We start from the raw sequence: 16,707 nt of genomic DNA on the forward strand, positions 1-16,707 counted from the left end.
CATCAAAAGCTCAAGAGCGGTTAGACCGAAGGAGCGAGCGAGCGATGGACGTCCCACTTTGGCAACGACGGTGGTGGCAGGCGACCGCGACCGGGTTCCTGGCCATGCTGCTCATCTGCGGGGGATTCTTGCCCAGGATGGGCACTCACTCGGGTGGGGCTCCCGTGCCGACGGATCCCGATCCTCGGACGCTCGAACTCGGTCGGCCGAGCGACTTGCCGCTCCCAAGTCGCATCTCGGTCGCCCAGTTCGAGGAAAAATTGTTCACGTTCTTGAACGAACGCAAGTACGTGGAACTGGGCTGGCGCCGGGATAAGAGCGTGCGCGACGCCGGTCCCTACCTCGAGGGCCGCTCTTTCGGCACACACCCGGCCGTTCGGGTCTATTACTCGCCGGGCGTCATGCGATGGCTGCTCAACGGCCGATCGGGCACGATCCCCGACGGCGAGATGATCATCAAGGAGCAATACCCCGCCCCCGCGATCCGGCACCAGGCGACCCTGGAAAGCGACCTGCCCTATTCCCTGGAATCGTGGACGGTGATGGTCAAGGATGCGGCGGGCTCGCACGACGGCTGGTTCTGGAGCAATCCGGCCAAAGGCCAGCGCGTGGTCGACAACCACCGTTACCCATTCGCCGATCCGATCTCAGGGTTCGGCCTCGCCTGCATCCGCTGCCACGCCGCGACCCAATCCCCGGGCGCCGAGCCCTCCCACCCCGCGAACGAGTTCACCTTCGCGGCCTTGCGGAATATCGAAGGCTTCCCGGGTACGCCGCTCACCTTCAAAACCGATGATTCCTGGCGTCGAGGCGCCAAAGAGGAAAAGACCGAGGTCGTCGCCAACCCGACGGATCAGGCCCCGCGCCCAGAACCGAGCCGCCCCAGCGTGGGATTCCCAAGCTTCTTCGACGCGATCAAGCCCGTCGACCGTTCGCAACTTTCCGTCTTGCCGCCGGTCACCCACGACTGGGTCGTCAGCAGCCGTGAGCAAGGCCAGGAGTTTCTCACCTCGAACCAGTGCATGAGCTGCCACGCAGGACTGCTTGCCCCGTTCGGCCCGACGATGTTCGTCCCGACCGGTGCCAGCGCCGAGTACGGGGCGAAGGGCTGGGATGTGTCCCCCTACGGAGAATGGCGCTGGACGCCGATGGGGTTGGCGGGCCGCGACCCGATCGTCTTCGCACAGATCGAGAGCGAAGTCAAATCACTCTGCAAGCAGTTCGAAGCGGAGCCGGACCGCGCGGGCAAGCTCTGCGCCACGCTGGCTGACACTTGCATGCGTTGTCATGGATCGATGGGCAAGCGGCAGTTCGCAATCGACCATCCGGACGCATCTTCATTCTCGGTCGACCACATCCACGAGGTCGCCGACCCTGCTGCGCACCTCGGGCACGGCAACGCGAAATACGGCGCCTTGGCCCGCGACGGGGTGGGCTGCGTCGTCTGCCATCGGATGCAGCCGCGTCCCCAGCCCGCCTCCGATCACCGCCCCTACCTGCAATACTTTCTCGAGACGTCGAACACGGGGAATTTCCACCTCGGCAAGAAAGGCGAGATCTACGGCCCGTTCAAGGACGACGAGATCGCGTCCTACGCCATGGAGCACGCGACCGGCTTGAAGCCGAAGCACAACGCCTTTTTGAAGTCCTCGCAGCTCTGCGCCTCGTGCCACACGGTCGTTCTGCCGAACGTCGATCGACCGCTGGATCTCGCGAATTCGAGCGAGCATGCCGACGAATTGACCCGCGGCGAAGTCGTCCCCGAGTTCCGGAAGTTCCACCACCACGTCGAGCAGGCAACCTACCTGGAATGGCTCAACAGCGAATATGAAAACGAGATCAACACCCAGAACCCGCGGGCCAAGTCGTGCCAGGATTGCCACATGTCGCGTGGCCTGAAGGACGAAAAGCACGGGATCGACATTGCGCAGCTTCAGACCAAGATCGCGGTGATCCAAGACACGACGTATCCCGAGGCCGAAAACCTTGTCGCAAGCGATCGCTTGAAAGTCCGCAGCCGCGAGACCGGATTCCGCCGCCACAATTTCTCCGGCCTGAACGCGTTCCTGCTCGAGATGTTCAACCAGTTCGACGACGTCCTGGGCGTCCCCAAGGCCGACTACATGTCGGGCTCGACGCAAGGGATCGACCACGCAGTCGAGCACATGGCCCAGACCGCGCGCGATGACGTCGCTTCGCTCGCCGTGGCTGCCGACTGGCAAGGGCCGAACCGGCTGACGGCCCGGGTCGTCGTCGCAAACAAGGTGGGTCATCGTTTTCCCAGCGGCGTCGGATTCCGTCGCGCCTTCCTGGAACTCGCCATCGTGGAGACGGCGAAAGCCCCAGGCGAGCCCGAGCGGACCGTCTGGGCGTCGGGCCTGACCAACGACCAAGGGGTTCTCCTCGGCGCCGATGGCCAACCGCTACCGACGGAGTTCTTCGACCGCGACCCAGGCACCGGCCGCCAGCGTTTCCAGCAGCACCACGAGATCATCACGTCGCCCGACCAGGTGCAGGTCTACGAGACCCTGCTCCACGACGCCAAGGGCGAATTCACCACCAGCTTCGTCCGGAGTTGCGCGACCGTCAAAGACAATCGCCTCCTGCCGCGCGGCTGGCGTCCCGAAGGCCCTGGCCCTGCCCTCACCGGCCGTTACCTGAAGGCCACGCACCCCGGCCCGGGCGCCTCGGAAGATCCCCGATACCAGGACGGCAGCGGGTCCGACGAGGTGACCTACCGGATCGAACTGCCAGGCTCGATCGACCCGGCCAGACTCGAGGTCCGGGCGACGCTCTACTATCAGGCCATCCCTCCTTACTTCCTGCGCAACCTCTTCGAGACCGCCCCCGACGGCCCGGCGACCCGCCGCCTGCACCACCTCACCAGCCAACTGAACCTCAAAGGGACGGCCATCGAAGACTGGAAATTACGGATCACAGCGGCCACTTGCGCAGTCAAGGCACAACCGTAATGTGAGGGGTGTGTTCGGCGAAACACGGCTTGGCCCCCACAGCCAAACAGAAGGTGCGACCGCAGAAGGAAGCGATTCGAGCCGCTTCCCTCTGTGGCTCCTCCATCAGCCATATCAACACGCATTCCTTCTCGCACAATCACCCACGTCTCGTCCAGTCGGATCGCTGCTGGTCCTGGATATGTGCCCGTTGTCGCGCCCACGTCGGGATGGTAGAACGAAATCCACGCATCGTTTCCATCATCATCCCGTAAACCGGCCAAGCACTCTGCGAATCCGAAGGTTGCCTGGTTGACCAGGTGATTTCCGGACCAGGCGGGGACACCCGGCCGTGGCGGCGCGTCGCGAAGGTGTTCCATGCCCAGGCGTCTTGGGGTCGCGGCGTTCGTTTTGTTGATCGGTCTCGTCCTGGCCAAGACCGGGGCGTGGGCCGTCGACTCCTGGAGAATTCGGACGGTCCTTGACCGCGCCCGGCAGTCGGTTGCGCATGGGCAGTTTCGCGAGGCCCAGGCCGACCTCGAATGGATCCAAGGGCGCAGGCCAAGGGACGGAGAACCGGCGTACCTCCTCGGTGTGTGCGCGGCGGGGCTGGGGCAGACCGACAAAGCGCTCGAGGCTTGGGCACTCGTCCCTGACCGTTCGCCGCTGAAGGGCACCGCCGCCTTGCGTCGGGGGAGGGTCGCGATCGATTGCGGCCGGTTCCTGGTGGCCGAGGAGGCACTCACTTCGGCCATTCGCCACGGCGGGGAGCAGGCCATTGAGGCTCGATCGCTATTGCTCCGGCTTCTCTGGCGTGAGGCAAGGTTCGGTGAAGTCGCGAACCTGATCGAAGACCAATGGCGTGAACTCGCTCGCACCGGCCAGCTCTCGACCGCAGCCGCCATCGACCTCCTGAGCGGCCATCTCGCCCTGGATCTGGAGACGTTCCCCATCGACGAGGTCGTACGCGAGTTGCAGGTCGCCGCGATTGAGGCTCCGGGCGACGACCGGGTCCGGGTCGGGCTGGCCCGTTGGGCACTCCGAGCGGGCCGACACGACGAGGCAGGAACCTTACTCAGCGACTGCGGATCGCCCGAGCACGCTGACCCGGTGATCTGGCACGCTCGCCTCGACTGGGCCCGCGCGACCGGCCGGGTGAACGAGGCTCGTCAGGCTCTGGCGCACCTCCCGGCGAGCCCGTTCACGAAGACCGACCTCTTGACGCTCCGAGCCTGGTTGGCTGCCCAGGGCAATGACAACACCGCCGAGCGGGCGGCGCTGGACGAACTCGTGGCTCTCGACCCGTCCGATCTCACCGCTCTGGAACGGCTCGCGGAGCTTGTCCACCAAGCCGGCGACCTCGAACGTGCAGCCCGGCTCCGGACGACCAAGACGAGGCTCGACTCCGCCAAATTCCGTTACCAGACCCACCTCAAGAACGGCGACCTCGCCACCCGGCCGCTGGAGATGTACCAACTTGCAGACGAGCTCGGCCGGCGGTTCGAACGCATGGCGCTGCTGACCCTGGCCGGCCGCAAGGCCCCGGCAGACCCGGCGGTTCGCAAGGCGCTTGCCCTACCCGCGTCCCCCGGCCCCCCTCCTTTGGCATCGCGGCCGGGCCAGACTCTGGCCGACCTGCTCGCCGCCAATCTCGTCACGAAAAAGGGCGAGGAGCGGCCAAAGCCCCCAGGCCCCACTCCGCTTGTCCCCCGGTTCATCGACGCCGCCGAATCTGTCAGCCTCCGGTTCGCCTTCGACAACGGGGCAACTTCGATCTGCCAACTCCCCGAAGTGATGAGCGGGGGGGTCGGGTTACTTGATGTCAACGGCGACGGATACCTCGACGTCCTCGCCCTCCAGGGAGGTTCCTTTCCCCCCCGGTCGAATCAGCGGCATGGCGGCGATCGCCTCTTCCTCAATCGGTCCAATGGCACCTTCGAGGATATCACCGACCGTTCCGGCCTGAGCGTTCCCAGCGAGAAACCACAAGGTTACAGCCACGGCGTGGCCGTCGGCGACTATGACGGCGACGGGCATGCGGACCTGTTCATTACTCGCTGGCGAGGGTACGCCCTCTACCGCAACCGAGGCGACGGCCGGTTCGACGACGTGACCGAGCAAGCCGGCCTCGGTGGCGACCGCGATTGGCCGACCTCGGCCGCATTCGCCGACCTCGATGGCGACGGCGACCTCGACCTCTACGTCTGCCATTATTTGAAGTGGGACGCCGAACACCCCCGGCTCTGCCCCAATGCGGCCGGGACCGGCTACCTGTCGTGCGATCCCCGCCACTTCAAGGCGCTTCCCGACCACCTCTTCCGCAACGACAACGGCCGGTTTGTCGACGTCACCCAGGAGGCGGTCCCCGCCGACATCGACGGCCGGGGGCTCGGCGTGGTCGTCGCCGACCTGGATGGCGACGGGCGGGTCGACCTGTTTGTGGCGAACGACGGGACGGCCAACTACCTCCTTCGCAACCTCGGCGGCTTCCGCTTCGAGGAGGTCGCGCTGACTGCGGGCGTCGCTTGTAACGCCGGAGGCTCCTTCCAGGCCGGGATGGGGACGGCGGTCGGCGACCTCGACGGCGATGGCAACCCGGACCTGTTTGTCACCAACTTCTATGGCGAATCGACCACCTACTTCTCCAACCTCGGCCAGGGCCTGTTCGCCGACCGGACCGCGGCGATCGGCCTGGCCGCTCCAAGCCGGTCCGTGCTCGGGTTCGGGGTCGCCCTCTTTGACGCGAACAACGATGGGTTCCCCGACCTGGTGACCGCCAATGGGCATGTCAATGATTCCCGCCCCGCCTTCCCGTTCGCGATGCCGACCCAACTCCTTCTCGGCGACAGGTCAGGACGCCTGACCGAGGTGACCGGTACGGCCGGCGCCGGCTGGTCGGTCCCCCGGATCGGCCGTGGCCTCGCCACGGGCGACCTCGACAACGACGGCCGGATCGACGTCGTGGTCATCGACCAGGCCGGCCCACTCGCCGTCTTCCAGAACCGGACCGAGAAGGCGGGACACTTCCTCACCCTCGGCCTGTCGGGCGCTCCGTCCAACGGCGATTCCGTCGGAGCCGTCGTCACCGTCAAGGCCGGCGGACGCGCCCACCACGCCTGGCGCGTGGGCGGGGGAAGCTACCTTTCCGCTTCCGACTCACGGCTCCACTTCGGCCTCAACGCCTCGACCCACGCGGACGAGGTCGTCGTTCGATGGCCCTCGGGACGCTTGGACCGTCATCAAAACCTAACGGCCGACTCGGGTTACCTGCTCCGCGAAGGAAGCCTCTCTCCCCAGCCGTTGCCTGGCTTTTCGCCCGCCGTCCGCTAAATGGCCTATTCCAGCGTCACTGGCAGACCCGGCGAAAAGGAGCATTCAATCCGCGCAACCTCAGCCGCCAGACGACGGCATTGCGCTTCGCAAAGGCGAGAAGAATCCTCCCCCTGAAGTCCTCCCGAAGAACAGGTTTTGCACTCCCCCAAACGTGGGATACCACGAACTTACAAGGAGCAACCGTTCATAGCCATGCATGAACCGATCCCTTATTACAGACATATCGCTTCCGCTGCCGATCGCTGGCAGCGAAGGCAACCTGGGCTTGAGGCCGTACAAGCAGGGCATCCCCTACGTCTTCGGCCGCCCCTATAGGACACGTTGACCCTTGTTTCCAAGAAGAATTCATTCCAAAGGAATCCGGAATCGAGTACCGATTTTCTAACAATCGCATCTCTTAATTCCTTCGGCAAGACTCGTCTTTGATAATAATAGATTTGGAACACGGGCAAGATCATGTGATCTCTGGAACTCCGCTCATGCCAGGGCGAGTGTTTCGTTCAGTGATGCCTTGTGCCATCCAGGGTTGGTATTATCTCCAAGATTCCCAAAGGAAATTGCCCATGAGGACAATGCAAAAACGGATCCAGTTCTCAAGCGTCATTCTGCTCACCGCACTGGGCGGCTGCGAAGGGGGACAGGGCGATGACTTGCCGCATCAGGCGGTTTCGGGAACCGTGACTCTGGACGAACAGCCATTGGCCCACGGGTTCATCCAGTTTCAGCCGATGGGCAGTGAAGGAGTGGCCGCGGGGGGGAGCGTGACCGACGGCAAGTACGCGATCGAACGGCTCCAGGGGCCGACTCCCGGCGAGTACAAGGTCCTCATCTCCAGTTCTTCGGCACCAGCGGCGGCCACGGACACCCCTCCGCCTCCGCCCGGCGCTCCGACAGCGCCGCGGCCCGACCCGATCCCAGCCAAGTACAACACGGCGAGCAAACTGACCGCCAAGGTCGAAGCCGGCAAAGCAAATTCCATCGACTTTCCCATGAAGTCGAAATAGTTCACCGGGGGCCTCTCGGCTCCACACCGTGGTGGTTCAACTCCGCAAGTGATCGTTCATGCCGGCCGGAGACGCCTGGTGTTTCCGCCTTCCTCTTACTCATCCTTCAGTCGACGTCGATTTCCAAGGTCTTTGGTGTTGTTTCGATCCGTCATCCTGAAACCTTATCGTGAGGTGATTTGATGAGGCATCGCTCTCGCCGTGGATTCACCCTGATCGAACTGTTGGTAGTGATCGCGATCATCGCCGTGTTGATTGCGCTCTTGCTGCCCGCCGTCCAAGCGGCGCGTGAGGCAGCCCGCCGATCCCAGTGCATCAACAATCTCAAGCAGATTGGCCTCGGCGTCATGAACTACGAAAGTGTGAACATGTCGCTGCCCCCCGGCAAGAAGGGGTGCTGCTTCGGGACCTGGACGGTATTCGTGATGCCGTTCCTCGAACAAGGCGCGATGTACAATTCGTGGAACTTCATCGCCGGCCCGGATAACGACGTGGGAGGCGGCATGTACCGTTACAGTGGTGTGGGCAACTCCACCGTGACCCACAACCGGATCAATGCCTACACCTGCCCGAGCGACTCGCCGCAGGTCCCTTCCGGCAACATCAATTCGCACAGCTATGCGTTCAACTACGGGAACACCGGCAACGGGCAGCAGGTAACGCTCAACGGCGTCGCATTCAACGGAGCTCCGTTCAGCGATCTTTACCCCCCGGGCGCTCCGAATAATGGGTCGACGACGGCGGCATGGGGCACCAGGGGCCTTCGTGACCTCACCGACGGGACGAGCAATACGATCCTCGCCGCCGAGGTGATCCAGGGGCAGGGCCTCGACCTTCGCGGGTTCACCCACTGGGGCGATGCATCGGGCTTCGAGACCTACCTCGCCCCGAACAGCACTCTGCCCGACTGCATCTATACTATCGGTTACTGCAAATATCCTTTCGGAACAAACCCGCCCTGCCAGGAGTCGACAACCACGTGCCCGAACATGTTCGCCGCGCGGAGTCGACACCCGGGCGGGGTCAACGTCGCAATGGGTGACGGCACCGTGAAGTTCATCAAGAACACGGTCAGCCTGATGACCTGGCGTGGACTCGGCTCCACCCAGGGGGGCGAAATCATCAGCGCCGACGCGTACTGAGCCGGCGGCTGCAAGGTTTTCGGGGCAAATCGGCCAATTCCCAAGGGGCTTGCTCGCCCCTTGGGAACAGAAAGCAGATCAGGTGCGTGGGAATCCACACACTGATGCCATCGCTAGAGAAGGCCAGGAAAGCCATGCCATTCGGGCCTCTTTTTTTCAACAAAATACAGTTTAATCACATAACCTTGGACAAACTTAGAGCGAGCAGCCGAGATTCAAGATCCCACCAGTGATCTCGCACATATCCATCAACTCCCCCCCGTCGAACGAGGAGGGGCGAGACAAGCCCACCTCTCACTCGTGATTTCCGGAGTGTCTTGCTCTAAGATACAGCCTGGGCAGACCCCGTGATATGCAGGCCTCACATTGGGTTAAGGCGGAGAATAGAAACCGCTTCCATCCCCAGCAAAATCCGAAATGGAGTGATTCCAAATGGATCCCGAAACAAGCCGACGCGAGTTTTTGACGACGTCGATCACGGCCGGCGCCGTGGTGGCGATGCTCTCAGACCTGTCGCCTCTGTCTGCCCAATCGGCGTCCAAGGATTCAGAGCAGCATGGCAGCCGCAGCCCATCGAGCCTGCACATCAAACCGCGTTACTATCGCTGGCACGTTGATCCCGGCGTCGAGTGGGTCGAGACCAACACGGCCCACGCGGCACTCGACTGGACGATCCCCTTATCCCAGGCAGCGATTGTGCTCGTGGACGTCTGGGATCATCACTACCTCCTGGACACCGAGGCGCGGGCGGAAGCGATCATCGACGACAAGTTGGTGCCGCTACTGACCGCCTGCCGCGCGGCCGGCCTGCCGATCATTCACGCCCCCTCACCCGCGCAAGCCAGGCCACATCCCAACTGGGTGAATCTCGTCGGCGAAACCGAGGTGACGCCAAAACGCGAGGACTGGCCGCCAGCAGAATTCCGCAGCAAGAGCGGCCAATATCAACCCTACGGCCGACCGAATGAACCGCGCCAGCCGGAACTGAACAAACTCGGCGCCGAGCGCAAGCTCCATCCGAAAGTCCAGCCACTGGCCGGCGAACCGGTTATCGCAACCGGCGAAGAGCTCCATCGCTATTGCAAACGCCACGGCATCCTCTTTCTCTTCTTCGCCGGCTTCAACACCAACGCCTGCATCCTCGTCAGAGACTATGGCACACTGGCCATGAATCAACGCGGCTACGAGGTCATCGTCGTTCGCGACTGCACGACCGGCATGGAGTCGAGCGAGACGCAGTCGGCGCTCAGCCAGACCCGCGGCGCAATCCTTTTCTTGGAAATGTTCGGTAATACCTCCGTCACGTCCGACGAGATCATTGCCGGACTGCCGCAGGCCTGACGTACGCTTCTGGCATTCCCTGGGTCGGTGGGCACCCCGCAATCATTCAACTGGTGTTTTGCAAAGTCAGGATAACCCCAGCTGAGCCACGACATGTTCATAGGGTTGCTCAAATTGCGTGACTTGCTCGATCGCCCACGAGAGCGTCGTCCGCAGGGCTTCCCTCGTCATCGCCCGACAGGCCTCGCCGATGGTCATCAGCCGATGGAGTGCCCACTCCTTCGCACGACCCTGCTTCAACTCGCTCATGAGCAGACTGTACGCCAGCATGACCAGGTACATATGCCGGGTCTGGCCCTGGACATCACGCAACTGACAGTCACCCAACCCGAGTTGTTGCTTGCCGTCCCGATGGAACGTCTCCGTGCCTGTCCAGCGATGGCGGTACACCCGCACGATCCGACTCACCTCCCAGGTAATCCGATTCGTCACCAGGATCTTGCAGCACGTCCCGTCGTTGCGGTAGTGCCAGAGGATGACAATCCGCACCTTGTGGTTCACCCCGGGGATTCGGACCGTCACCGTGAAGTACCACTGGCGACGGTCGCCGATCCTCATCGCTTTGCGGTCCTCCACCGGGATCGACGCCGCCAACTCGTTGGCCTTGAGGATCCCCCCCTTCCACTCCAACTTGCGGTTGGTCTTGAGATCGCCCACGTAACCGTGGGGCCGTCCCAACCGATCCTGCTTCCCATCAATGTGGTTGAGGACCTCGGCGTTGGTGAAGTAGCAGTCCATGGCGAAGTCGCCGGGGATTCCCCGCTCGCAGACCCAATCGATCAGCTCGCAGCACAAGGCGGTATGGTTGCGGAACGGCTCGTCCAAGGCTTCGCAGACCTCTTGCTTGCGGAAGAGCCGGAACTCCAGGGGGTAGTGCTTGCCGCTGGTGCAGACGTAGTTGACGAAGAGATAGTCCTGGGCGATCTTGTTCCGCTCTTCGGTGTGGTCCCAGAACCAGTTGGCGTCGGGAATCAGCATCCCGTCCCGATCGACGAGAGTATTGTCGATCGGGATGACGCCCTGAACGCTGTAGCGAGTGGAGGGCTCCTTCTGGAGTTGCTCGAGCCTTCGATCGTTGAGCGTCTCGGGGTCCCACTGGGCGGCGGTGAGGAAGCGATTGAGGCAGGATTGGTCGGTGGTCTGGGCGAACTCGTCATGAATGCCGAGGACGGTTTTCCGGTCGGCGACGAACAGGCCGGTGAGGTACTCGGCGAAGTGGCGACGTTGGCACTCATTGGCGAAGAGGTCGCCGTGCTGGGTCAGGGCGGCTTCGACCAGCTTGGGAAATTCGATAATTCCAGGCATAAGCCGATGCTCCGCAGTCCAACTGCGCCAGAGCAATTTGGGCAAAACTCGAGCCTCGTCTACCTATTTTAACGCTGCCGCGGACCAGTTTGCAAAATACCAGATTCAAGTCAGAATATTCAAAATCAACAACTCAATCACAACAGGAACGCCTGGGGTCCCGGAAAATGGCGACCCCAAACGCCGGTTGTCTCGTCAGTGAGTTCCGCCCCGGCCTCTTGCCATGCGGCATCAAGAGGCCATTCGGATCAAGAGACATCCGTCCTGAATCCTCGAATACCCGCTTGAAATGGATCGAGGACACTTGACTGGGGCGGTTGCCGTTTCGAGGACACCACCGTCGACAAAAGCTTGGGATCGAGGAACGAGGCCGTCTGGTTCACCACGAGCCGTGAGCGATTGGCGCGGGCCTGGATCAGTTCCGAGGCAAGCTGTGTGAGCGTTGGATCGTCCATGGGGATCCGCAGGTCGTCATCCCCATGGTCCGTCTGAGCAAGAGAGGCCAGGGCCTCATCATGGGACAGGGGGGACCCGGGAAGCCTCCGCACACCGGGGCCCAGGGCCTCGGCCATGACACCCTCAGCCTCGTGCCCGAATCCCAGGACATGCCCCATCTCATGCGCGAGGACGGTCAGCAGATCGATCCGGCCTTGCTCGCCCTGATCACCGGGTTGGGTGAACTCACTGTCATTTTGAGGGGTGGGGTCCACAAACCAGCCGTATCCCGCCGCATTCTGGTTGATCCAGATCGCCCCATCCCCCGTCCAACCCAATTGCGTCCCCGGAAGGTCTGCGATCCGGATCGGGGTGTGCGCCAACACGCTCAGATCGGTCCCTGCAGGCAACGCATCCTGCCAACGGGCCACGGCCTCCGTGACGAGGGGGGCCATCGCCGCCGGGGTCAAGGGGGCGGAAGCCGACGACACGGCCGGCGCTGCCGTCGCCATCAGGGCGCCGGAGCCGCCGCCGATCGGCGTGTTCATATCAACCTGGATCTCGGACGGGGCCAGGGCTCGGTTGTACACACGGACTTCGTCGATCAGGCCGTTGAAGTATTCGCCCCAGATCGTGTTGCCGCCGATCCGCAAGGCGTTGTTCGACGTGATGATGGTCCCGGCGAGTGAGCGAGTCTGGACCAACGTCCCGTTGATGTAAAGGCGCATCGCTGCGCCATCGTAAGTTGCGGTCATATACGTCCATGTATTTAGAGCCAGGGCCGACGCTCCCACCACGCTGGAATCCGTCCCCGAGACATTGATGTAGCCGGCAGGCGGCCGGCCAACGTTGTCCGAAGCGTAGAGCGAATAGGCCAAGCCGCCGGGTCGCTCCTTGAGGATCGTGGTGGTCCAGCCGTTCAGAGCGACCGGTTTCACCCAGGCCTCCAGGGTCATTCCGTTGGTCAAGTCCAGCAGGCTATTCTCATTCACAGTCACCATCGCGTTCGTGCCGTTGAAGGAGAGCGCGTCGCCGAAGCGTCCGGCGGTGGTCCACGTCGCGTTGACAATGACGCCGTTCAGGCCATGACCGGAGACGTCCGTAACGGTCGTGCCGGTCCCCTCGTTAAAGCCATAGGCGGCGACCAGGCCCGACGTCGTGCCAGTGGCGGCGGTGGTAAAGGACCAGGAAACGCTCGTCATGACGTTGTTGGCCTGGTCCTTGGCACCGCTGACGTTGACGACATAGGTCGTTTGAACCGCAAGCGCGGCCGCAGGCGTGAACGTGGCCGTATTCGTCGCATTGTTGTAGGCGAGCGACCCAGACACGGCACCCCCAGGACCCGTCAGAGTCATCACCACGCTTCCCGCCTGGACCGGTTCGCTGAAGGTCGCGGTGATCGCCGTCGCCGTGGACACACCGGTCGCGTTGGCTGCCGGAGAACTGCTGGTGACCGTCGGGGGGGTCGTATTCGTACCGGAGGCGGTGAAAAGAGGATCGACCCAGTAATTGGTCCCATTGTACGTGCTCGTGGGGAACCCTCCGCTGCTTCCGTAAAGGTAGACGCCGTTTCCACCCCCGGCCGCGTTCGAGGGCGCATGGAGGGGAGCGTTGTCGAATCCGGAGCTTGAGAAGTAATTGCTGTTGGCGGCGTATTCGCCCACCGGCGCGAAGTAGGAGACGATGTAGGTGGTATTTGCCGCGATGCTCACGGGAGTGGAGAAGGAAACTTGCTGCCATCCCGAGGCGGACTCATTGGTGAAAGTGGCCGAGGCCAGCAGAGTCCCTGTGGAGGTCCAGAGGTGAGCGACATGAGTGCCGGTGTTGCTCGGTCCTTTGTAGAAGCGGACTCCGTTGATCGTTCCGGCGACATCGCTGGTGAACTTCAGTCCGAGCTCGACGGCATGCGTGTCGTTCACAGAGCCAATAGCAGGCGTCACGGCAGCGTTCCAGAGTGAGCTCGGGGAACCGGCAGTGGCGGCGGTGGTAAAGGACCAGGAAACGCTCGTCATGACGTTGTTGGCCTGGTCCTTGGCACCGCTGACGTTGACGACATAGGTCGTTTGAACCGCAAGCGCGGCCGCAGGCGTGAACGTGGCCGTGTTCGTCGCATTGTTGTAGGCGAGCGACCCAGACACAGCGCCTCCAGGACCCGTCAGAGTCATCACCACGCTTCCCGCCTGGACCGGTTCGCTGAAGGTCGCGGTGATCGCCGTCGCCGTGGACACACCGGTCGCGTTGGCTGCCGGAGAACTGCTGGTGACCGTCGGGGGGGTCGTATTCGTACCGGAGGCGGTGAAGAGGGGATCAACCCAATAATTGGTCCCATTGTACGTGCTCGTGGGGAACCCTCCGCTGCTTCCGTAAAGGTAGACGCCGTTTCCACCCCCGGCCGCACTCGAGGGCGTGTGGAGAGGAGCGCTGTCGAATCCGGAGTTCGAGAAGTAATTGCTGCTGGCGGCATATTGGCCCACCGGCGCGAAGTAGGAGACGATGTAGGTGGTATTTGCCGCGATGGTCACGGGAGTGGAGAAGGAGACTTGCTGCCATCCCGAGGCGGACTCATTGGTGAAAGTGGCCGAGGCCAGCAGAGTCCCTGTGGAGGTCCAGAGGTGAGCGACATGAGTGCCGGTGTTGCTCGGTCCTTTGTAGAAGCGGACTCCGTTGATCGACCCGGCGACATCGCTGGTGAACTTCAGCCCGAGCTCAGCGGCATGCGTGTCGTTCTCGTAGAGATCGGTGGGAGTCACGGAGGCGTTCCAGAGTGAGCTCGGTGCCGACACGGTGACGGGGACCCCCGCCGTCGGAATCTCCTGGTTGGCGCTGTCATCGACAGCCCGCGTCCTGATGTGGGTGGCTCCGCCGGCGGTCGGTATCCAGCTGTAGCTCCAGGAGGTGCGTCCGGTCGCCCGATGCCAGGTGAGACCACCATCAGTGGAGATTTCAACGGCAGCGACGATGCCGCCCCCCGTGTCCGTGGCCGTGCCGCTGATCGTGATGGGGACGCCACTCTGGAGGAGCGTGCCGGCCGCCAGGGACGTAATGATCGACGTCGGGCGGGCGGTATCGGTCGAGGCGGTGGCCGGCACCAGCCCCGGCTGAAGCGTACCGGGCTGGACGCCCATATCGGCGAAGAGGTTGACGGTCGCTTGCTGCATCCGCGGATCGGGCACGGTGGCCTGTCCATCGTGGGTGCCGTCCAGGCCGAAGGACCATTGCACCGTGCCGGCCGCGAAGACCAAAGCCCCGCTATCAGCCCGGTAAAGGGTCAGGCTGTGCGTCGCGGTCGCCGGTCCGAAGTCGTTACCGTAATCCTGGATCCGCTGGGGGACATTCTCGGTCGTGGAGGAGAGTTGAATAAGGCCGGCCGGCCGCGCCCCGTTGTCAAGGTCCTCGTCCCACTCGTAGCCGAGGGTGCCATTGGCCAAGGTCGCGGTCTGCCCCGGCTGGAGCGTTGCGATACTGGTATTCCGCCAGAATCGCAGCAGGGCGTCGGCTGCAGGGACCTGAATGGCGGTTCCGAAATCGCCGCCTGCCCCCTGGTTGACGGTAAAGATGGTGCCGGTCAGGTTGTTTTCCGGCCGACCGCCGTCCGCCGGTGGGCTGAACCGCGGGTCGCGCCAGCTCCCCGTCCAGACGTTCGTCAGCGGGTCGATCTTGGCGTCGGCATGCGTTTCTTTATAGCACACGAGGGTGCGATAAGGAGTGCCGGAGCCGTCGATGCTCGTCTCCCAGCGGGTCTTCCAGAACACCTCGTTGCCGCTGAAGAAGGCCAGGTCCACCCCCGCGTCCCGCGCCACCTCGACGTTGGTCCTCTGTGCGCCGGACCAGTATTCGTCGTGGCCGACCGAGAGAAAGACCTTATGCTGGAGGATCTCTGACCCCAGACGATCGCTGTCCACGTCCGTGAAGTAACTGACGTCGTAGCCGTTCTCCTCCATCCAGCGCACCATCGGGTACTCGGCCCAGAAGAACCAGTTGGTCTCGCCCAGGCCCCCGGTGGTGGCCCGGGTATTCCAGGGTCGATTGTAGCTCACCTTGACGGCGCGGGTGCCAAACGAGGAGGACCCCTCGTACAGGCTGTTGCCCCCATAGTTGTTGTACGCCTCCCAAGTGGCATCGGAGGTCTGGTAGAGCAGATCCGAATGGCCCTCGTCGTCTCTCACGATGAAGGGGATTTGGCTGGCCCCTCCGGTGTCGTCGCGAACGAGCCTGGCGAAATAGACCCCCGAGGTAGCGCTGGCCGGGACGGCCCAGGACGCGGACACCGCCCAATTGCCGCAGTCCAACAGCCCCGTGGTCGGATCGCTGAGACCGGCCGGCTGGACCTGGTGCAGAGTCGCCGACGCGGAAATGGTAGCAACCTTACGGGCGCCTAAGCCGCCATAGTAACCCATCCGATAGACATCGATATGATAGGACGCTCCCGTCGTATCATCGATTTTGAAGGTGACCGTTTGCCCGTGGTCCACGCTGATATCCGTGGCGAACCCTTGAAGCGTCGGGTCGCCGGCCCCGCTAACATCCCACTCACTGGCGGGGTTGCCTGGCAGCAGGTTCTCGGCAACGATCGGGTTGCTGGCCAGCAAGGTCCGATCTTCCAGGACTTCGAACTCCAAGCGGCCTCGGCCGCCGCGAGCCCGGCGGGAGGCGTGGGGGATCGAACAAAAGGCGCGCGGCATCTCACGGAAGATCATCGCCAATCTCCTCATTCCGGAAAATGAACGACGTTGTGCCTGTGCCTCGTTGCGCGAGAAGCCGGGTTCAACCCCATTCGCATTGAGGCCGACATCGGCCTCAACAATCCCTCGTCGATCCGTCTCCTGCCTGCCCAAACAATGTGGTGCCGGACCTCATCGTCCCAGAGGCACGTCATCCAATATGTCGCAACCTCTCGCACTTATCAATAGGCCAAATTCAACTGCATACAAATTTCATCACGTCCCGCTTTCGCAAACTTCTATGATCCAACCAACAACTTAATTACGAAAAACTAATTTTTCTTTGAGTTTAGCTATTCTATTTTGTTACACATCCAGACAGGCATGGGAGCGGACCGCCGGACGAGTAACACCACGATAAGGCCGCAGACGCAACACTCTGGTCAACCGTGGCAACAGACGACGCAGCGCCGTGGTCCTGAAAGCAACCGTTTCCGAGAATTCTGAGTCGGTCTGGCCAAATGAACCTCGCCAC

At 62.8% G+C, this 16,707-nt stretch carries 7 protein-coding genes; 5 read left to right on the forward strand and 2 right to left on the reverse strand.

The window, feature by feature from the left end:
- The first annotated feature begins 44 nt into the window (after positions 1-44).
- The 5 genes from SINAC_RS35295 to SINAC_RS35315 all read left to right on the forward strand — a co-directional run bounded on the left by SINAC_RS35295 (position 45) and on the right by SINAC_RS35315 (position 9,771).
- Positions 45-2,972: a hypothetical protein gene (locus tag SINAC_RS35295; protein ID WP_015250324.1), complete on the forward strand. Its 2,928-nt coding sequence runs from the start codon at positions 45-47 to the stop codon at positions 2,970-2,972.
- Positions 2,973-3,329: 357 nt separating this feature from the next.
- Positions 3,330-6,281, forward strand: a complete 2,952-nt coding sequence (locus SINAC_RS35300) for a CRTAC1 family protein (protein WP_015250325.1) — start codon at positions 3,330-3,332, stop codon at positions 6,279-6,281.
- A 566-nt stretch (positions 6,282-6,847) separates the two neighbouring features.
- Complete coding sequence (locus SINAC_RS35305; RefSeq protein ID WP_015250326.1) at positions 6,848-7,288, forward strand: hypothetical protein; 441 nt, start codon at positions 6,848-6,850, stop codon at positions 7,286-7,288.
- 182 nt (positions 7,289-7,470) lie between these two features.
- On the forward strand, positions 7,471-8,430 hold the full coding sequence (locus SINAC_RS35310) for a DUF1559 domain-containing protein (RefSeq protein WP_015250327.1): 960 nt from the start codon (positions 7,471-7,473) through the stop codon (positions 8,428-8,430).
- Between the two features lie 432 nt (positions 8,431-8,862).
- Positions 8,863-9,771 (forward strand): cysteine hydrolase family protein, encoded by a 909-nt coding sequence (locus SINAC_RS35315; RefSeq protein ID WP_015250329.1) that lies wholly within the window; start codon positions 8,863-8,865, stop codon positions 9,769-9,771.
- Positions 9,772-9,837: 66 nt separating this feature from the next.
- Here SINAC_RS35315 and SINAC_RS35320 read toward each other — a convergent pair whose 3' ends face one another.
- Together SINAC_RS35320 and SINAC_RS35325 are read right to left on the reverse strand one after the other, a co-directional pair.
- Complete coding sequence (locus tag SINAC_RS35320) at positions 9,838-11,076, reverse strand: IS701-like element ISSiac1 family transposase (protein ID WP_015244411.1); 1,239 nt, start codon at positions 11,074-11,076, stop codon at positions 9,838-9,840.
- Between the two features lie 248 nt (positions 11,077-11,324).
- Positions 11,325-16,208 carry a DUF4082 domain-containing protein gene (locus SINAC_RS35325; RefSeq protein ID WP_015250330.1) on the reverse strand — a complete coding sequence of 1,628 codons (4,884 nt, stop codon included), beginning with the start codon at positions 16,206-16,208 and terminating at the stop codon, positions 11,325-11,327.
- Positions 16,209-16,707: the final 499 nt, after the last annotated feature.

Source organism: Singulisphaera acidiphila DSM 18658 (assembly GCF_000242455.2).
In the GTDB taxonomy this organism is placed as follows: domain Bacteria; phylum Planctomycetota; class Planctomycetia; order Isosphaerales; family Isosphaeraceae; genus Singulisphaera; species Singulisphaera acidiphila.